The following is a 19,566-nucleotide window of genomic DNA, read 5'->3' as shown; positions in this document are numbered from 1 at the left end:
CAGAATAGCGCGTGATGAGCTGTTGTGGTCAGGAAATGATTTATTAAATTCATCAATGGCAACAAGCGCAAAAAGCCAGAAGGGGCAGGTGTCGGGCGGCAATACGCCGCGCGGAGCGGCGTGAAAACGCCAGCGTTTGCCCGCAGGAAGGCGAGCAAAAGGCATGAGGTGACGTCAGGTGAACGAATGATGCAGAGAGGGCGCTTCAGCGGCGCGAGGACCGCAGAGCCGTAATACCGACTCTGGCGACATCACCGGCCGTTGACGCTGTCCTTTTACTGTCACACCAGGCAGCTGTCTCACCCGGCAGGATCAGGCAAACATCACCTCTGCCCAGCGCGCCAGACCTGCGGTGACCGAGGCAAAATCGTCTCCACCAGCAATGGGCGTACCCGGCAGGGCCTGCTGCAGTGCGGCGCGTAAAAGAGGCGAGCGGGCGCTGCCGCCGGTGAGATAAATCACTTCGGGTTTGATATTGCTGGTTGCCAGCGCCAGCTGTACCTGCTCCAGAATCTTCTCCAGCGGCTGGCTGATTGCATCCTGCAGGGTGGTCACGCTGATATCGGCCTGTAAACCGGCGGTGATAAAATCCAGGGATGCCGTAAAGTCGGGGCGATCGGACAGGGCGATCTTGCTTTCTTCGGCGGTCCGGACCAGGCGATAACTCAGCTTCTGCTGCCATACCTTGAGTAAATGGGCGACGGCGACAGGATTTTCTGCCTCGCGGACTAAATCGCGCAGCATCTTGCCGCAGGCGGTGCTGTAAAAATCGCTTTGCGCAGGCACATCGTTGATGGCGACGGCGTTCCACCAGGGCAGGGCAGGCAGGGCAGTGCCTTTCTGGGTGTTACCGCCCGCGCCCAGTAAGGGCATCAGCGCCTTGAACGCCAGCATAATATCCAAATCGTTCCCGCCCACGCGGCAACCGCTGTGGCCCAGCAGACTTTCACGCCGATCTGACAGGTTGCGCCACTGCGGGCCCATCAGCAGCATCGAGCAGTCGGTGGTTCCCCCGCCAATATCGACCACCAGCACGCGGGTTTCCTTATCCAGCGTTGCCTCAAAATCCAGGCCCGCCGCCACTGGCTCAAATTGAAATTCCACATCCCGGAAGCCCGCGCGTTTCGCCGCACGTAACAAAATGCCCTGTGCCTGCTGATTCGCGTCTTCGCTGCCTAATCCTTGAAAGTTAACCGGACGGCCTATCACCGCCTGGTCGATCGGCTGCTGGGTCTGCGTTTCACCCTGTTGGCGAATGTGCAGCATCATGGCGCAGACCAGATCTTCAAAAAAGGCAATCTGCTGCGGTTTCAGGCCCGTGGCACCCAGAAAAGATTTAGGGGATTTAACAAACCAGACATCTTCAGGATCGACCATGTAATGCTGGAGCGCGGTCAGGCCAAACTGAATGCTGTCGGGTAAAACATCGATATCTTCTTCGCGGTTGTAGCGTAGCGCCCGCTGCAGCAGCGCCGTACTTTCCTGTTCAGGTGTGGCAACCTGATGATGGCGATAGAGCCATTCCGTCACGGCTTCACGTGTAGGGGAGCAAATCATGGACGGCAGCAGGCGTTGACCCTTCTCCAGCGTTAACAGCCGTGGCGAGCCATTTTCGCTGACCGCAATGGAACAGTTAGCCGTACCGTAATCGAATCCAATGAACATTTTTCGCCCCCAGGCAGGAAAAAAGGGGGCGACTTTAGCGCAGCTGAAAGGTCGTGGCAAGCGGTGAGCGGCAGAATTAGCGAATCGCGAAAAGGGACTCTTCCGCCAGTTTACTCAGTGGCTGGCGTTCTGCGACCGCGCTTCCCCAGACGCCGTCAACGTCGAGACGGGTGAGCGTGGTGAGAACGGCTGGAACCGAAACCGGGCCTGCAAGCAGGGTAATATCACGCTGGCTGGTCTGGCTCTGAATAATGGAGATCAGCATCTCATCCATCAGATTATTGTGCAGGTTAGCTACCAGCTCCGGGGCCAGAATCAGGCAGTCAACGACCTTGCCGGTGAGCTGATTAAAGGCATCCAGATTACGGCCAAAATGCTGCAATACGATGCGACAGCCCGCCTGGCGTAGTTTCGTCAACGCGCCGATCAGGCGCTCACCGCTGGCAAGGACGCTGGCGGCGTTAAGCGCAATCCCGCTATGGCTGTCGGCAAGACCCGATTCCGCAAAGCGAAAACACAGGTTTTCGACAAAGGCCGGATCGTAAAGCGCGTTCACATCAAGGGGCAATATCAAGGCGATGCCTTTTTGGCTCATTGTTGAAATACGCTGACCGAAAAAGGCTGCAACGATATTGTCTTCCAGCCGGCGTTTCAGCGCCTCATCGGTCAGGTTGTTACGCAGCAGATGCTCATCAATAAGCAACCCTTCCTCGGTGAACAGCTGAATCTCCACCAGCCAGACGCTGGCAGAATGAGGCTTACCGGGCGGCGCGACCGCCCATACCTGCATTTCAACCTGCAAGGCATCCACCATCGTCAGATCCAGGGCGTGAGGGTTTCCCATCAACGCGAGAGGATGCTGCTCATACACCATATAGCGGCCCCGGCCGCTTCGCTTGGCGTTATAACAGGCAATATCCGCCTGCGAGAGGACATCACTGCTCTGCGCGTTTTGAGCGGAGATTTGCGTAATGCCCGCGCTGGCACCGACCTGATAGGCGCGCCCCAGCCATTCAAAACAGTAGTCACTGACGGCGCGAACGATGTTTTCGACCTCTTCGCAGGCCTGATCGACCCGGCATTCGGGCATCAGGATGGCAAACTCGTCGCCGCCGAGCCGGGCCAGGAAGTCGCTGCCGCGCAGGCGGTGGCGCATTAAGTCCGAGAGTTCGCTTAGCAGGGCGTCCCCGGCAGCGTGTCCCGCGCTGTCGTTGACCGCCTTAAATTTATCAAGGTCAATAAACACCAGCACGTGCTGATTCTGATGCTCGACAGCGTCGGAAAGCAGTCGCTTAAGTTGCAGCTCAAAGCTGGCCCGGTTAGGCAATCGGGTCAGCGTATCGTGCAGGGCGCTGTAACTCAGGCGTTTCATCACTTTACGTGACTCGCTGACGTCCTGGATAACCAGCACCGCACCGCGCTCGGTGCCAGATTCAGATTTGAGCGGCGTAATACTGTAATGGATATCAATATGTTCGCCGTTCAGCGTGTGTAATACCCACTCTTCAGACAGGTAGGGCGCGGTTTTTTCGGAGGGGATGTGGTTCAGCAGCAGGTTTTCGACTTCAGGGCCATGACGACCATGGGTGATATGCAATAGTTCGCTGACCGGTTTGCCTGCCGCGGCATCCTGAGACCAGCCCGTCATTTTTTCCGCCACAGGGTTCATAAAGGTCACGCGCATCTCCTGATCGGTACTGATAACGGCCTCACCGATAGAGTCCAGCGTGATCATCATGCGCTCTTTTTCCTGAAACAGCGCATCATTCAAATTACGTAACGGCGTGATGTCTTGGGAGATCCCCAGGATGCGCTCAATACGGCCATCTTTACTGAGCAGGCGATTAGCCTGAGTACGAATCCAGTAGTGCTCATCCTCACGCACCACCCGATACTCCATCTGGAACGCACTGCTTTGTTCAATAGCGCCTTGTATCGTCATCACGCAATACTCACGATCGGCGGGATGGACCATCTTCACCCAGAGCTCGTAGCTGGGCGATTCATAGGATTTCATGCCAAACAGCTCGAACATGCGTTTATCCCACAGCACTTCGCCGCTGATCATGTCCCATTCCCATACGCCGATGCCGCCTGCTTCATTCGCCAGCGTAATCCGCTCCATCAGACGCTGATTCACCAGTTCGCTCTGTTTCAGTTCGGAGATATTGATAATCTGCGCAATAAAATAGAGCGGTTGCTGCGCGTTATCGCGCACCAGGGAGATGGTCAGCCGTACCCAGACTATTTCGCCGTCTTTGCGAAAATAGCGCTTTTCCAGCGTGTAGGAATAAATTTTGCCTTCGAGCAGCTTCTCCAGGCGCTTCTGATCGTCATAGATGTCGTCGGGGTGGGTAATTTGCAGGAAGGTCAGTTTGGTGAGTTCATGCTCGGGATAACCCAGCGTATCGCACAAGGATTTATTCACCTGAAGCCATCGGCCTTCTACAGAAACCAGCGCCATGCCAATGGCTGAATACTCCATGGCATGACGAAAACGGGTTTCGCTCTCGCTAATGTGATGCTTTTCATGGCGGAAAGCATCCATCACTAACGACATGATATGACAGGGGATTAAAACCATCAAAAACGGAAGCCAACTGGTGATGACTGCATAGGCGCTGACGGTAGACGTGACCTTAATCCAGTCTAATGAGAGCAATAACGCCATAAAGCTGGCGTTAAGAAAAAACAGCACAAAGGCTTCGACCTTGGGCAGCCGCACGGCACACCAGAACAGCACGACCAAAATAAAGGTAAACGGCCAGGGTAAGAACCGCAGCGATAAATAGCTGGCGGTGAGCGTCAGAACGAGGGTGATAAGCGTTTCAAACAGCGACGCGCGTTTCAGATAATCGTGCGGCAGTGGCCAGGAGAGCAGCAGCAAAACCGGGCCAAGGGCGAGCATGCCGATAATTTCTGAAATCACCCAGGTATAAAAGAAGGCAAACGACGCCTGTTCACCCACGTGCAGTACCCACAGGGCAAGGGTGCCGCCAATAACCGGAGAAATGATGCCGGTGGCAATGACAAAGCGTATCCAGTCATTTAGCGAAACCAGCGGCGCATCCCGGTTAAGTAATGCGCGTAATAAAAATCCGCCCATCAGGGCCTGCAACAGATTAAGCAGCGCAAATTTTAAATTTGAAAGGGCAGGGCCGATGATCAATGCGTTGGCCACCGCCGTACCAATGAGGCAGGCAAGGAGCAAAAAGGGCAACTGGCGTGAAGTGCAACGAAAAACCACGATGGTCATTAGTGCCGTTGAGAACCAGAGTGGCGAAATTTTACCGCTGACCACAATAAGTTCAAGACAGAACAATGTCAGGACGAAGGAAACCAGGCTAAGCCAGCAGGCGTGTAGCCACGTGTTAGGTGATTTATCTGACGAGGCCAGTGTCTCAACGATCATTTATCGATCCAGCAGGAAGCAAGATAGTGCAATGGAATGCGGTGCGCGAGCCATTGTTATTGGAAGAATGCTAGCACATTTGGTAGAAAAAACAGGGGGGAAATCATTAAATTGCGGTATTCGTTGGATTGAATGGCACGCGCCAGCACGCGCCATTCAGTTTATCAGTCGCGGAAAAGATCGGCCCTTGTATAAGGTTTTTCCATGCCAGCCAGACGGGCAGAAAACTGCTCCAGAAACTGTTGTGTCGTGGCTATCCGGCCGTGCCCCAGCAGCAGTACCGGGACCAGGAGCGCCGCGGCAATTTGTGGCCAGCTAAAGCCCTTCAGCGCCGTTTGCCGTTGCGACAGTAAAAACGCGGTACTGAGCGTAAAGCCCAGCAACAGCCCGGTCAGTACCTCACTAATGGAATGGGCATGAATGACCAGTCGTGACAGACCTACCATCAATGGAATGACATAGCCCACACCAATAGCAAAGACGCGCCACCGGCTTGACCAGCGCCCTGATATTAACCAAAGCATCACTGGCCACAAGGTAGCGGACATGGCGCTGTGACCGCTAAACCCGGTGAAGTTAAAGCGGGCGCTACCGATACCAAAACCAAGAAACAGTATTTTGGACACGCTGACAACCAACCCGGCTAAACCAAACGCCATGATCCAGTACCATACGGTGCGGCGGTTATCGCTTTTCCACGGCAAAATCAGTGCAATAATCACCGCCGTGGGAATCAACAACATACTGTCACCAAAATAGGTGAGGGTCTTCCAGAGCATAGTCTTCCTTTATTCTTCTTCGGGCAAAACGCCCTTATTCATCAGCCACATCAGGCCCGACAGGTGCTGTGCGTCGTCATTCTGTTTTGTGCTGCTAGTTTATCGGTGAAATCCGTTAGGTTAAAAGGGGAAAGTCTGAAAAGGGAGAATGCCATTTCTCTGGCATCAAAAGGCCGAAATCCCTATACTTAGCGCCAACTCACCCTCTCCGTTCAGCCCCATTAACTGGGTGCGCAGTTTGCGCACAGTTTCTGGCTCCAGTATCAGGTTTTTAAAAGTATGACTGACAAGTCTCATCAGTGCGTGATCGTTGGCATTGCAGGTGCATCCGCATCCGGTAAAAGTTTAATCGCCAGTACTCTCTATCGTGAAATCCGCGACCAGGTGGGCGATGAACATATCGGCGTTATTCCTGAAGATGCGTATTACAAAGATCAAAGTCACCTCACCATGGAAGAGAGGGTTAAAACCAATTATGACCATCCCAGCGCGATGGATCATGATTTGTTATTACAGCATTTGCGTGCGGTAAAAGCAGGACAGGACATTGAGTTACCCGTGTACAGCTATGTCGAGCACACCCGTACGAAAGAAACGCTGCAAATTAAGCCTAAAAAAGTCATCATCCTTGAAGGCATTTTACTGTTGACCGATGCGCGCCTGCGTCAGGAACTGAATTTCTCCATCTTTGTGGATACGCCGCTCGACATTTGTCTGATGCGTCGTATGAAGCGTGATGTGAATGAACGTGGTCGTTCAATGGACTCCGTGATGAGCCAGTATCAGAAAACGGTTCGCCCTATGTTTCTGCAGTTCATTGAACCCTCCAAACAATATGCAGATATTATTGTGCCGCGCGGGGGTAAAAACCGTATCGCCATTGATATCCTCAAGGCCAAGATTAACCAGTTCTTCGAGTAGTTTACGTCTCAAAGGACGTGGCGCGAACAGGTTAACAGCACAGATGCGCCCTGTTCGCTACACTTACTTCATGGAGTTACCGCAATGAGATTATGCGACCGCGATATTGAAGCCTGGCTTGATAGCGGAAAACTGGCGATTACGCCGCGGCCACCCGTAGAACGTATCAATGGTGCAACGGTTGACGTCCGTTTAGGCAATCAGTTCCGTACTTTCAGTGGACATACCGCTGCCTTTATCGACCTGAGTGGCCCGAAGGACGAAGTGAGTGCCGCGCTCGATCGCGTGATGAGCGATGAGATCGTTCTCCCCGAAGGCGAGGCGTTCTTCCTGCATCCAGGAGAACTGGCTCTGGCGGTAACGCTGGAATCCGTCACCATTCCTGACGACCTCGTAGGCTGGCTGGACGGACGCTCCTCGCTGGCGCGCCTGGGTTTGATGGTCCATGTGACCGCGCACCGTATCGATCCAGGCTGGCAGGGCCGTATCGTGCTGGAGTTCTATAATTCGGGCAAACTGCCCCTGGCGCTGCGCCCCGGAATGCTGATTGGTGCCCTAAGCTTTGAGCCGCTTTCCGGGCCAGCCGCGCGCCCTTATAATCGCCGTGAGAACGCGAAATATCGAGGCCAGCAGGGTGCTGATGCCAGTCGTATCGATAAAGACTAATTCATGAGGATGTGATGAGAAGAGTGATAACCACGCTGGCCATCTTACTGGTGGTGGTCGTAGCAGGCTTGACCGCGCTGGTTTTGCTGGTCAATCCCAACGACTTTCGTAGCTACATGGTACAACAGGTCGAACAGCGCAGCGGTTATCAACTTACCATCAACGGCGATTTGCGCTGGCATGTCTGGCCAAAACTCAGCATTCTTGCCGGTCGTATGAGTCTGACGGCGCCCGGTGCGTCGCAGCCCGTCGTTTCTGCAGACAACATGCGCCTGGATGTAAACCTCCTGCCTTTATTGTCGCATCAGTTGAGCGTCAGCCAGGTGATGCTGAAAAATGCCGTGGTGCGGGTGACACCTGACAGTGCCGCACAGGCCCCGCAGGATGCGCCGCGCGGTCCGCACAATACCGAGCCGACCTCTTCTGCCCGCTGGTCATTCGATATCGACAAGCTTCAGCTGTCGGACAGCCTGTTTATCTGGCAACAGCCGGGCGGTGATGCGTTCACCTTCCGCAATCTGAATCTGGATATGGAGCAGGATCAGTCCAGCGTGGCAACGATCACGCTGAATACCAGCCTGACGCGCAACCAGCGCACGGCGCTAGTCAATCTGAAAGGCCGGCTGGACAAATCACAGTATCCTCATCAGTTAAGCGGTCAGCTCGATCAGCTGGATTACGATCTGTCTGGTGCCAGCCTGCCGCCGCAGGGCATTAAAGGTACGCTGAGCTTTCAGGGACGCTGGAATGCCGACAGGAATACCTTTGCCGTCACCGACCTGAAGCTTAACGCCAACGACAGCGTTCTCAGCGGCAATGCACAAGGCAACCTCACGCCACCGCAACAACTGGCGCTGGACCTTCATGCCACTTCACTCGATATGGACAACCTGCTGTTTATCTCATCCCTGACCCAGCAGGTAAGTGGGCAAAGCAGCCAGATCGCCCCTGCGCCGGTGATTGCCGATCAGCGTGAACCCACGAATGCGGACTCGCCGCTCAACGATATCGATCTGGATGTCAAACTGCAGGCGGATAAGGCGGTGTGGCGAGGTCTTAGCCTCACCAAACTCGCTGTGGATGCGGTTAACCAACAGGGCTTGATGACACTGCGCACGCTGTCTGGCTCAGTAGGACAGGGTAGTTTCTCTGTTCCCGGCAGCATTGATATTCGTCAGCCCGTTACCCATGTCACCTTTAAGCCGGTGCTGAACCAGGTTGATATCCAGCCCTTGTTAAAGGCGCTTGCCTTGCCGCAGTCGTTACAGGGAACGGTGGATCTTAATGGCGATTTGGCGGGTGATAACCTTACCCTTGAGGATGCGAAACGCAGCTGGCAGGGCAAAGCGGATATCCGTGTGAGCCACCTCAAGCTGGCACAAATTGACTTGCAGCAGATGGTGCGTCGCGCCGTCGCACGCGTCAGCGACCGTATCAGTAGTGACGATCAGGCATCAGGGCAGGGCATCGACGACATTAGCGGCCAGCTTGCGCTGAAAAAAGGGCTACTCACCTTTAGCCATCTTAACGGTACCAGTAAGCAACTGGCATTACGGGGCGACGGCAGTGTCAATATGGTGCAGCAACAGTTAGACGTGACGCTGGGCCTGACGCTGAGTGGCTGGCAGGGTGACGAAAAACTGGTTGCAGCGCTCTCCAGCCAGGCGATCCCGTTTCGTATCTACGGCAGCTGGGATAATCCACAATATACGCTGCCGGTTGACGACGTGCTCCGTGATAAGTTGCAAAACGAGGCTAAATCGCGTCTGAATCAGTGGCTCGATCGTCAGCAGACCAAAGACAGCCGCCAGGATTCGCCGCGCCCATAAAGGTGCGGCTTCAGTGCGGCGCGTCGGGGTTTGGCAGGATTTCTACCTTCTGAATCCGGTGGTGTTCAACCTGCAGGGTGCGTAACCGGTAATCGCCGAGTGCGATCTCTTCGCCTTCCTGCGGGATCGTCTGCAGTCGATCCATCACCAGCCCGGCAAGCGTGTGATAATTCCGTTTGTCGTCCAGCGGCAAGGTGACATACATTGCCAGGTCTTCTAACGGCATTTGGCCATTGGCAATCCAGCCGCCCGCACCGTTAGGCTGAATGTCATAGCGCGCATCGGTCTCACCCGCCTCATTGGGCAGACTCCCGGCGATGGTTTCCATCAAATCGCTCAAGGTGACAACGCCTTCCACAGAACCAAACTCATCAACGACAAAAGCAAAGTGCGTGTGCCCCTGACGAAACAGCTCCAGCGCCTGTAACAGGGTGATGCGTTCATGAAACACCAGCGGCTGGCGGATCAGGCTGCGTAAATCGAGTGAATGGTGGTGCAGTGACTGATGCAGCAAATCGTTAACATGCACAATACCGAGCGGTTCGTTGCCGTTATCCGTGATAACGATGCGCGTATGCTGATTACTGTCGAGATTCGCCATAATGACGGCCGGATCGTCACTTAAGTCAATATGCTGAACATCGTGGCGCGTCGTCATAATGCTGTTTACGTGGCGCTGTCCAAGCCCCATGACTCTGGCGATCATCACGCGCTCCTGACGATTAAACAGCGCGACTGAATCGCCATCGGCAAGCATCGACGACGTTTTTGCATCCAGTTCTGCCCGTTCGGCTTCGCCGCGTAACAGGCGTAAAACCGCTTCGGCGGTACGCTGCCGTAACGGACGACCGGCAGACAGCACCTTGCGACGGTTAAACTGCGCAAGCTGGTTCAGGGCTTCAATAAGCACCGAGAAACCAATGGCGGCATAGAGATAGCCTTTCGGAATGGCAAAGCCAAACCCTTCCGCCACCAGGCTAAAGCCAATCATCAGCAAAAAGCTCAGGCACAGGATAACGATGGACGGGTGACTGTTGACGAAGCGGGTAAGGGGCTTACTGGCCAGCAACATCAATAAAATGGCGACGGTAACCGCAACCATCATCACGGGCAAATCGTTTACCATACCGACAGCCGTGATCACCGCATCCAGCGAAAATATCGCGTCCAGCACCACAATTTGTGCCACTACTGGCCAGAATTTAGCGCCGCCTTTTTGTTGAGCGTTGTCGTCATCGCTACCTTCTAGTCTTTCGTTCAGTTCTGTTGTCGCTTTAAACAATAAAAACAGTCCACCGAACAGCAGTAACAGGTCACGGGCGCTAAAGGCGTGATTAGTCAGCGTCATCAATGGCTGGGTCAGTGTTACCAGCCAGGAAAGGGACGCCAGCAGCAGCAGTCGGCAGACCAACGCCATCAGCAGGCCAATAACCCGGACCCGATCGCGCGACGCGGCGGGAAGCTTTTCGACCAGAATGGCAATAAATACCAGGTTATCGATGCCCAGTACCAGTTCAAGAACGATTAGCGTGACTAAACCTGCCCATAACGCGGGGTCGGCCATTACCTCCAACATGCTTTATTCACCTGAATGTCTAAAAATAAGCTTTATCTGATGATAGTGGAGAGAGGGCCAGGGGACAAATAGCGACCTTACAGGTTCTTTACGATTTAATTGAATACCGCATACATTAATTACAGGATAATTCTTCAGCAGATTGATTAATGCGGGGACGACAGTAGCGGAAAAAGGTTGCAGATTAATGTCACCGCCTTTCTCATTCAGAGGAATTTCTTATGCGATTATTCCTGGTGCCAACATGGAATAAATCTGATTTTTTTCCACCTCAAAGCCGAAAATGGGCGGGTTCAATACTTATTACTGGTAGTCTTTTTCCTAAAATAGTCCAGGGATGGCGGGGTCTACTTGTAAACATGCCAGTAATAACTAGTATAGCAACGAGTTAGTCAACGCCTGCGCCTGAATCTGTAATTTGCGCGATAATCCGTCATGGTATGTAGCGGAATGTCAACGCATTCTGCACAAGGATGTTTTGTGCGCAATCGCACGCGGTGCAGCGAAAACAGTGGCAATCAGGGCGGTATTGGCAGCGACAGCCAAGGGCGGTAGCGTGTCTGAGTCGCCGCTTCGGTTTGATATTTAATCAGCATGTTGCTGATAAAGTCAGAGTAATCTGTTGGTATTGAGTACGGTATTATTGGTTTCATAGTCAATGACAATGGCGTAAATGCCGCAGGAGCTCCCCTCAGAAACGCTCGGGCTTAAGGGACAATGCTGGTCGCTTAAGAGTCTGGTGTGGTGGGTTAAGGAAATAAAATAAAGAGTTAAATATGCGCGATAACGAATTTACGTTTAAAAGTCTTATCACCAAATTATTATTGGCTTGTTCTGATTTAATATGTTTCAACGCGGCATTATTTATCGCGATGATGCTAATTAATATGACATCTCCTTCACTGTTGTCGGATATGTCTGATCGGGAATTAAATTTAAAAGTTGCTACACACATCTGCCTGTCTGTAATTTGCGTGTTCTGGTTCTGGGTCAGGCTGCGTCATTACACCTATCGCAAACCTTTTTGGTTCGAATTAAAAGAAATTTTTCGTACCATTCTCATTTTCTCCGTCATTGAACTGTCGATCACGGCCTTGTCTCAATGGCAGATGTCACGTTTTGTCTGGTTGCTGACCTGGCTTATTACGCTGGTGATCATTCCGGTCTGCCGTTCGCTGTCTAAACGCCTGCTGAATAAATACGGCTTGTGGAAAAAGCAGACCATTATCATCGGTAGCAATAAAAACGCACAGGAAGCCTGGCAGGCGCTGCAGAGCGAAGAAGTCATGGGCTTCGATGTGATTGCCTTCTATGACGTGGACGGTTCCTGCCCGCAGGAGTTGATTTCAGGTATCCCGGTGCTGCGCGATGAGCAAGCGCTGTGGAATCTAACGAACAGTGAAACGCAGTTTATTGTTGCGGTTGAGTTCGAGCAAAGTCAGCACCGCGACATGTGGCTGAAATCCCTGGCCATGCATAACTGCCGTTCTGTGTCAGTGATCCCGACGCTGCGCGGTGTGCCGCTTTACGGCACCGACATGGCCTACATCTTCAGCCATGAAGTCATGATTCTGCGTGTTCAGAATAACCTGGCAAAACGTACCTCACGTTTCCTGAAACGCACCTTCGATATTTTCGGTGCGCTGTCGATCATCCTGATGCTGCTACCGGCTCTGCTGGTGCTGGGCTTCCTGGTCGGACGCGATGGTGGGCCGCCGATTTATGGTCATGAGCGCGTAGGTTTAAACGGTCGTAAGTTCAAATGCCTCAAGTTCCGTTCGATGGTGATTAACTCGAAGGAAGTGCTGGAGGAAGTCTTACGCACGGACCCGATTGCCCGTGCTGAATGGGACAAAGATTTCAAACTCAAGAACGATCCACGTATTACTAAAGTCGGGCACTTTATTCGTAAAACCAGCCTTGATGAACTGCCGCAGTTGTGGAACGTCGTGCGTGGCGATATGAGCCTGGTCGGACCGCGTCCGGTGATTGAAGATGAACTGGCTCGCTATGCTGGCGATGTCGATTACTACCTGATGGCCAAACCGGGCATGACAGGCTTGTGGCAGGTCAGTGGGCGCAACGATGTAGATTATGAAACGCGAGTCTATTTCGACTCATGGTATGTAAAAAACTGGTCTCTGTGGAACGACATTGCGATTCTGTTCAAAACCGTTGGTGTCGTACTTAAACGTGATGGTGCTTACTAGCCGCAGAAAAAACTCTGTCAGCCATGCTCTGATAGCAGCCTTTTTCAGGTGCCCGGCTGGCAGATTTTTCTAAAAAAAAGCGGTACGGCATTGATAAACAGAAATGTTCTGCTTTGCTTTAATCCGTCCCGGGTAAAGCGCGTTATTGGTAAAAGACAGGAGCTAAGAATAATGAACGACATGTTCAGGGCCTGATTCAGGATAGTTTACATTTTTCGAGCGCTTACACAGCGGCGTATTCGCCTCTATCAAACATTAACTGATAGCGAAGATCTAAATGATTACAATGAAAATGAAAATGATACCTGTTCTGGTATCTGCCACGTTTATGGCCGGCTGTACCGTCGTGCCGGGGCAAAATTTGTCCACTTCGGGAAAAGATGTCATTGAGCAGCAGGACAACAATTTTGACATCGACAAATACGTTAACGTTTACCCGTTAACACCAACGCTGGTGGAGAGAATGCGTCCCAAGCCCCTGGTGGCACAGGCTAATCCATCACTCCAGACCGAGATTCAGAACTACGAATACCGCATCGGCATTGGTGACGTGCTCACCATCACCGTGTGGGATCACCCTGAGCTCACCACCCCCGCAGGTCAGTACCGCAGCGCCAGCGACACCGGTAACTGGGTACATTCAGATGGCACGATTTTCTATCCTTACATTGGCAGAGTCCGTGTAGCTGGTCGTACCGTTGGTGAGGTGCGTGATGAAGTCGCGCGTCGTCTGGCGCAGTACATCGAAAGCCCTCAGGTCGATGTCAGCATCGCCTCGTTCAAGTCACAGAAAACCTACGTGACCGGCGCCGTAACCACTTCAGGCCAGCAGCCTATTACCAACGTCCCGCTCACTGTCCTGGATGCGATTAACGCCGCAGGTGGCTTAGCGGCGGATGCAGACTGGCGTAATGTCATTCTGACTCACAACGGTCGTGAGCAGCGCGTTTCGCTGCAGGCATTGATGCAGAACGGCGATCTGAGCCAAAACCATCTGCTTTATCCGGGTGACATTCTGTATGTGCCGCGCAATGACGATCTGAAAGTCTTTGTGATGGGTGAAGTGAAACAGCAGGCAACCCTGAAAATGGATCGCAGCGGCATGACGCTGGCGGAAGCACTGGGTAACGCGGCGGGCATGGATCAAACCACCTCTGACGCGACCGGTGTGTTTGTTATCCGACCGACTCGCGGCACTGATCGCAGCAAAATTGCCAACATCTATCAGTTAAACACCAAAGATGCGGCGTCCATGGTCATGGGTACCGAATTCCAACTTGAACCTTACGATATCGTCTACGTAACCTCGACGCCGCTGACGCGTTGGAACCGTGTGATATCGCAGTTGATACCAACCATCGCCGGTGTTAACGATGCGACTCAGGCCGCACAGCGCATCCGCAACTGGTCGAACTAAGGTTTAGCCATGATTAAGTCCGTGTTAGTCGTCTGCGTAGGCAACATCTGCCGCTCTCCCACAGGAGAGCGCCTGTTCAAACGTGCGCTGCCGCACCTTCCTGTGGCATCTGCCGGACTCGGCGCGCTGGTCGGTCATGCGGCGGATAAAACCGCGACTGAGGTGGCGGCCGAAAAAGGGTTATCCCTGGACGGTCATGAGGCCCAGCAGTTAACGGCCAGCCTGTGCCGGGAGTATGACCTGATTCTGGTGATGGAAAAACGCCATATTGAACAGGTTAACCGCATCGATCCGGCTGCACGCGGCAAAACGATGCTGCTTGGGCACTGGCTCAATCAGAAGGAAATAGCGGATCCGTACAGAAAAAGCCGTGAGGCCTTTGAAGAGGTTTACGGGTTACTGGAACACGCCACTCAGAAATGGGTCAGCGTACTAAGCCGATAGTTGGGATTATCCATGAATATAAAAAACAAAGTCATGACCGCGCCACGCGAGGAATCGAATGGGTGGGATTTGGCGCATCTTGTGGGACAGCTTATTGATCACCGCTGGGTCATCGTCGCTGTTACCGCTTTTTTCATGCTGGTGGCAACGCTTTACACACTGTTTGCGACGCCCATTTACAGCGCCGACGCCATGGTTCAGGTTGAGCAGAAGAATAGCAGCACCGTCCTGAATGAACTGCAGTCAATCATGCCCACGACGCCGGCCTCAGATACCGAAATCCAGATCCTTGAATCACGTATGGTGCTGGGGAAAACCGTTCAGGACCTCGGCCTGGATGCGATGGTTTCGCAGAACTACTTTCCGGTCATCGGTAAAGGCTTGTCGCGTCTGATGGGCAACAAGCCCGGACAGGTCGCGGTATCCCGTCTTGAAATCCCGCGCACTATTGAAAAACGCAGTGTTGAACTGGAGGTTACGGGTAAAGACAGCTACACCGTTTCGGCAGATGGCGATGAGCTGTTCAAAGGCAAAGTGGGGCAGTTCGAAAAACACGGCGACGTGAGCATGCTGGTCAGCGATATCAATGCGGAGCCTGGCACCACGTTTACCGTCACCAAACTCAACGATCTGCAGGCAATTAACAGCATCCTGTCTAACCTGACCGTTGCGGACAAAGGGAAAGATACCGGCGTACTGGGACTGCAGTATGTGGGTGAAGATCAGGAGCAGATCAGCAAAGTTCTGAACCAGATCGTCAATAACTACCTGTTACAGAACGTGCAGCGTAAATCCGAACAGGCCGAGAAAAGCCTGGAGTTCCTGAAACAGCAACTGCCGGAAGTTCGCGGCAAACTGGATCAGGCCGAAGACAAACTCAACACCTACCGTCGCGAGAATGAGTCCGTTGACCTGTCGCTCGAAGCAAAATCGGCACTGGATTCTTCCGTCAGTGTTCAGAGCCAGCTTAACGAGCTGACCTTCCGTGAAGCTGAAGTTTCACAGTTGTTCACCAAGGATCACCCAACCTACCGGGCGCTGTTGGAAAAGCGTAAAACGCTGGAAGACGAGCAGACGCAGCTGAACAAGAAAATTGCGCAGATGCCTAAAACCCAGCAGGAAATTCTGCGTCTGACCCGCGATGTGCAGTCAGGACAGGAAATCTACATGCAGCTGCTGAATCGTCAGCAAGAGCTGAGCATCAGTAAAGCCAGTACCGTGGGTGATGTACGTATTATCGATCAGGCCGCGACCGCCAATTCACCGGTTGCGCCGAAAAAGCTACTGATTATTGCCGCCAGCCTGATTCTGGGTCTGATGGTGTCCGTGGGCGTGGTACTGCTGAAGGCGCTGCTGCATCACGGTATCGAGAACCCAGAGCAGTTGGAAGAGCTGGGCATGAACGTTTATGCCAGCGTCCCGCTTTCCGAGTGGCAGCGTAAGAAAGATACCGAAGCACTGGCACGTCGCGGTCACAAGGTGAAAACCGATCCGCATGAGACGTTGTTAGCGCTGGGTAACCCAACCGATCTGTCCATCGAAGCGATTCGTAGCCTGCGTACCAGCCTGCACTTCGCGATGATGGAAGCGAAAAACAACATTCTGATGATTACCGGTGCCAGCCCGGGTATTGGTAAAACCTTTATCTGCGTTAACCTCGCCACTCTGGTTGCGAAAGCAGGGCAGAAGGTGTTGTTTATCGATGGTGATATGCGCCGTGGTTACACCCACGAACTGTTGGGCGCGGAAAATAAATCCGGTCTCTCTAACGTGCTGTCAGGCAAAACTGAGTTTACGCCGGCGATGATTCAGCAAGGGCCATACGGTTTTGACTTCCTGCCGCGCGGTCAGGTTCCACCGAATCCGTCGGAGCTGTTGATGCACCGCCGCATGGGTGAACTGCTGGAGTGGGCAAGTAAAAATTACGACATAGTCCTGATTGATACGCCACCGATTCTGGCCGTAACGGATGCCTCCATTATCGGTAAGCTGGCCGGTACCTCGCTGATGGTGGCGCGCTTTGAAACCAACACCACGAAAGAAGTGGATGTCAGCTTCAAACGCTTTGCCCAGAACGGTATCGAAATTAAAGGGATTATCCTTAACGCCGTGGTACGAAAAGCGGCTAACTCGTACGGTTATGGCTATGACTACTACGACTACGAGTACGGTAAACCGACGAAAAGCTAAGAGCTGAAAGAAAAGGGGCGGGTTTGACCGCCCCTTTTGATCGCAGGCTCAGGATGACGACACATAACGATTTGCACAGGTGATTCTGGATACAACGCACAATAAGCGACGATCTAACGTCAATCATCAGAATTCATCATCAACACGCTTTTGTCTGTCGCGATGTCGGCGCAGACCCGCTGAGATATCAACCCGGAAGGTAATCAGCACAGGCCGCTGTTGGCATGAGAACTTGTGGATTTAAGGAATCACACCATGGCTCCATATTGGTATATATCAGGGTTTTTGCTGCTGATTTCGCTGTTTGAAATCCTGGTGAAAAAAGACGAACGCACAAATTATATTTTGACGTGGCTGCTGTGCTTTGCGGCCATTATTCTGATCGTGTTTGGTGGTATTCGCGGGCTTGGCACCGGCATGGATGACTACCAGTACCGCAGTTTCTTCGAAGACTTTATCCGGCGCATCCAGATCAACGGCTTTTTCGAGACCGTTGCGTTTTTCCGCTACGAACCGCTGATTTTTGCGATGGCGTGGGTAACCAGCTTAGTTTCGCACAATGCCAGCGTGTTCCTGTTTGTCTTCTGCGCCATCGCGGTATCGATAAACGCTTATTTTTTCAAAAAGATGTCACCTTATCCGGTACTGGCGCTGGCGCTCTATTCGGCGCACATCTTTATCAACAAAGACATTAACCAGATACGTTTTGGCTTAAGTTCCGCCCTGTTCCTTGGCGTACTGTGGACGATATACCTCAAGCGCTACTGGTGGGCCTTTGCCTTTTTTATTGTGTCATTTATGAGCCACAACACCGCCGTGATGGTGGTGACGCTGGTGCCATTCCTGTTTATTCGTGACTGGCGCTGGTGGCCGGTGATTATCATCGGTTTCAGCCTGCCGCTCTCGGTGGTGGGGGGATCAAGCTTTATTGCCCTGATTGCCGGTCATCTTGGATCGCTGGGGGAAAGGGCATCGGGTTATAACAACGATCCCTCCTATGCAATGGATGGCAGCATCCTGTCAGTGTCGAACCTGAAGAACATCATGCTGGTGTTTATCTTCTTCTATTTCATGCTGAGCAATGAGCTGAAACGCGAAAACTATGCGCAGTATCGCCTGAACTACCTGCTGATTTTAAGCTTTGCTATCGGCGGGGCGATCCGTATCTTCCTGTACAACTTCCCGTCAGGTTCGCGTCTTTCTAACTATCTGCAACAGGTTGAACCCATCATCCTGACCTCACTGATCTATCAAGCCAGGCGAGTATGGAAGCCGGCGCTGTTTGGCATGCTGTTTTTCTTCCTGCTCTATTACCTCTACTACAACACCATTTCAACCAAGCAAGCGGTTGTTGGGTATGAAGTGGCCCAGGAGTTTTGGCTGATTCGGTAACGGACCCGGCGATCCGCGCCGCGTGAACGGCTTCACTCAGCGCGGCGGTCGCCTGAAACATCACAGGTTTTTCTTCGACGTTTGTCGATTGAATTGTTTATTTTTGAATACTTTTATGAGGTGCTGGCAATGAAGGACATTCGTTTCTCCATCGTAATTCCGGCTTATAACGCGTCAGAATCGATTGTCACGACGCTGGATTGCGTTAAAGCACAAACGTATCGTCATTTCGAGGTCATCATCGTGGATGACAAATCCGCGGATGCTGCCGCGCTGGCCGACGTGGTGCGCAGTGAGCGCTATCAGGATCTGGACATCAATCTGGTGTTATCTGAGGTGAAACTCAACGGTGCCGGTGCTCGTAATAAAGGCATCGAGCTGGCAACGGGTGACTACGTCAGTTTTCTGGATGCCGACGATGAGTGGCATGCGGACAAGCTGCAGCAGGTCAGCGAGAAAATTGCTGAGCTTGAGGCACAAGGCAAACAGAACACCATTATTTTCAGTCAGGTGAATATCTATCAGGACGGTGAGTTCCTGAAAGTCATGCCCATGCAGCCGCCCGCCGAAAATGAAACTGTGGCGGAATACCTGTTTGGCTGTTATGGCTTTATTCAAACCAGCACCATTGTGCTGAAGCGTGAAGATGCCGCTAAAATTCAGTTCGACGCGCGGTTTATCCGTCATCAGGATTATGATTTCTGCATCCGTGCCGATCGCATGGGCTACCGGTTTGAAATGATCGCTTTCCCGCTGGCTAACTATCATCTGGTCACGAAGTTTGGCTCTAAACACAAAGGTGAATCGGTCAAGTACTCCCTGTTTTGGCTGGAGACGATGAAACCGCACCTTACCGCACGTGATATTCACACCTACAAAGCGTTCAAGCTGCCCCTGCGCTACAAAATGGACGGCAACTCGCTGATGGCGAGCGTCAGTTTTGCACGCTACTTCTTGCTGACCAATAAAGACAATCGCACTTACTTCCTGAACCGCGTGAAAGACAAGTTAAAAGCGCGTTTAGGCGGCGAAAAGGCGCTCTCCTGATTCCATTGAATGTCGTGA

General features: G+C 52.7%; 13 protein-coding genes. 9 read left to right on the top strand and 4 right to left on the bottom strand.

Annotation, left to right across the window (positions count from 1 at the left end; genetic code table 11):
- Positions 1–312: 312 nt before the first annotated feature.
- The 3 genes from yegD to NR177_RS04615 all read right to left on the bottom strand — a co-directional run bounded on the left by yegD (position 313) and on the right by NR177_RS04615 (position 5,856).
- Positions 313–1,665: a molecular chaperone gene (gene yegD, locus NR177_RS04625; protein WP_063880183.1), complete on the bottom strand. Its 1,353-nt coding sequence runs from the start codon at positions 1,663–1,665 to the stop codon at positions 313–315.
- A gap of 76 nt (positions 1,666–1,741) precedes the next feature.
- Positions 1,742–5,077 (bottom strand): diguanylate cyclase, encoded by a 3,336-nt coding sequence (locus tag NR177_RS04620; RefSeq protein WP_256852380.1) that lies wholly within the window; start codon positions 5,075–5,077, stop codon positions 1,742–1,744.
- A gap of 164 nt (positions 5,078–5,241) precedes the next feature.
- Positions 5,242–5,856 (bottom strand): phosphatase PAP2 family protein, encoded by a 615-nt coding sequence (locus tag NR177_RS04615; RefSeq protein WP_063880181.1) that lies wholly within the window; start codon positions 5,854–5,856, stop codon positions 5,242–5,244.
- 279 nt (positions 5,857–6,135) lie between these two features.
- Here NR177_RS04615 and udk point away from each other — a divergent pair, with 279 nt between their 5' ends.
- From udk to asmA, 3 genes are all read left to right on the top strand, one after another.
- Complete coding sequence (gene udk, locus NR177_RS04610) at positions 6,136–6,777, top strand: uridine kinase (RefSeq protein ID WP_063880180.1); 642 nt, start codon at positions 6,136–6,138, stop codon at positions 6,775–6,777.
- Between the two features lie 84 nt (positions 6,778–6,861).
- The gene (gene dcd / locus NR177_RS04605) at positions 6,862–7,443 is read left to right on the top strand and encodes a dCTP deaminase (RefSeq protein ID WP_063880179.1); all 582 of its coding nucleotides are present in this window, start codon (positions 6,862–6,864) and stop codon (positions 7,441–7,443) included.
- 14 nt (positions 7,444–7,457) lie between these two features.
- Positions 7,458–9,272, top strand: a complete 1,815-nt coding sequence (gene asmA, locus NR177_RS04600; RefSeq protein ID WP_256852379.1) for an outer membrane assembly protein AsmA — start codon at positions 7,458–7,460, stop codon at positions 9,270–9,272.
- A 10-nt stretch (positions 9,273–9,282) separates the two neighbouring features.
- Here asmA and NR177_RS04595 read toward each other — a convergent pair whose 3' ends face one another.
- Entirely contained in the window at positions 9,283–10,848 is a 1,566-nt protein-coding gene (locus tag NR177_RS04595) for a TerC family protein (protein WP_256852378.1), read from the bottom strand.
- 776 nt (positions 10,849–11,624) lie between these two features.
- On the opposite strand from NR177_RS04595, the gene wbaP reads away from it, so the two are divergent.
- The 6 genes from wbaP to NR177_RS04565 all read left to right on the top strand — a co-directional run bounded on the left by wbaP (position 11,625) and on the right by NR177_RS04565 (position 19,548).
- A complete protein-coding gene (gene wbaP / locus NR177_RS04590; RefSeq protein WP_063880176.1) occupies positions 11,625–13,058 on the top strand; it encodes an undecaprenyl-phosphate galactose phosphotransferase WbaP in 1,434 nt (477 codons plus the stop codon).
- 277 nt (positions 13,059–13,335) lie between these two features.
- On the top strand, positions 13,336–14,475 hold the full coding sequence (locus NR177_RS04585) for a polysaccharide export protein (RefSeq protein WP_096010816.1): 1,140 nt from the start codon (positions 13,336–13,338) through the stop codon (positions 14,473–14,475).
- Positions 14,476–14,484: 9 nt separating this feature from the next.
- Positions 14,485–14,919 carry a protein tyrosine phosphatase gene (locus NR177_RS04580; RefSeq protein ID WP_063880174.1) on the top strand — a complete coding sequence of 145 codons (435 nt, stop codon included), beginning with the start codon at positions 14,485–14,487 and terminating at the stop codon, positions 14,917–14,919.
- Positions 14,920–14,931: 12 nt separating this feature from the next.
- Positions 14,932–17,109: a tyrosine-protein kinase Wzc gene (gene wzc / locus NR177_RS04575; RefSeq protein ID WP_063880173.1), complete on the top strand. Its 2,178-nt coding sequence runs from the start codon at positions 14,932–14,934 to the stop codon at positions 17,107–17,109.
- Positions 17,110–17,364: 255 nt separating this feature from the next.
- Positions 17,365–18,501, top strand: coding sequence for an EpsG family protein (locus tag NR177_RS04570; protein WP_256852377.1), 1,137 nt, complete (start codon positions 17,365–17,367; stop codon positions 18,499–18,501).
- Positions 18,502–18,630: 129 nt separating this feature from the next.
- Complete coding sequence (locus tag NR177_RS04565; protein ID WP_145394138.1) at positions 18,631–19,548, top strand: glycosyltransferase family 2 protein; 918 nt, start codon at positions 18,631–18,633, stop codon at positions 19,546–19,548.
- The last annotated feature ends 18 nt before the right edge of the window (positions 19,549–19,566 follow it).

The organism is Pantoea sp. Fr+CA_20, assembly GCF_024520835.1.
Lineage (GTDB): Bacteria > Pseudomonadota > Gammaproteobacteria > Enterobacterales > Enterobacteriaceae > Pantoea > Pantoea allii.
Note: the sequence above shows the minus strand (reverse complement) of the source record. Positions and strands in the feature narration are given on the sequence as shown.

Coding starts and splice junctions, on each gene's coding strand:
- NR177_RS04570 (WP_256852377.1), top strand. CDS start 17,365: ATGGCTCCATATTGGTATATATCAGGGTTTTTGCTGCTGATTTCGCTG.
- wbaP (WP_063880176.1), top strand. CDS start 11,625: ATGCGCGATAACGAATTTACGTTTAAAAGTCTTATCACCAAATTATTA.
- asmA (WP_256852379.1), top strand. CDS start 7,458: ATGAGAAGAGTGATAACCACGCTGGCCATCTTACTGGTGGTGGTCGTA.
- NR177_RS04565 (WP_145394138.1), top strand. CDS start 18,631: ATGAAGGACATTCGTTTCTCCATCGTAATTCCGGCTTATAACGCGTCA.
- udk (WP_063880180.1), top strand. CDS start 6,136: ATGACTGACAAGTCTCATCAGTGCGTGATCGTTGGCATTGCAGGTGCA.
- NR177_RS04595 (WP_256852378.1), bottom strand. CDS start 10,848: ATGTTGGAGGTAATGGCCGACCCCGCGTTATGGGCAGGTTTAGTCACG.
- wzc (WP_063880173.1), top strand. CDS start 14,932: ATGAATATAAAAAACAAAGTCATGACCGCGCCACGCGAGGAATCGAAT.
- dcd (WP_063880179.1), top strand. CDS start 6,862: ATGAGATTATGCGACCGCGATATTGAAGCCTGGCTTGATAGCGGAAAA.
- NR177_RS04580 (WP_063880174.1), top strand. CDS start 14,485: ATGATTAAGTCCGTGTTAGTCGTCTGCGTAGGCAACATCTGCCGCTCT.
- NR177_RS04620 (WP_256852380.1), bottom strand. CDS start 5,077: ATGATCGTTGAGACACTGGCCTCGTCAGATAAATCACCTAACACGTGG.
- yegD (WP_063880183.1), bottom strand. CDS start 1,665: ATGTTCATTGGATTCGATTACGGTACGGCTAACTGTTCCATTGCGGTC.
- NR177_RS04585 (WP_096010816.1), top strand. CDS start 13,336: ATGATTACAATGAAAATGAAAATGATACCTGTTCTGGTATCTGCCACG.
- NR177_RS04615 (WP_063880181.1), bottom strand. CDS start 5,856: ATGCTCTGGAAGACCCTCACCTATTTTGGTGACAGTATGTTGTTGATT.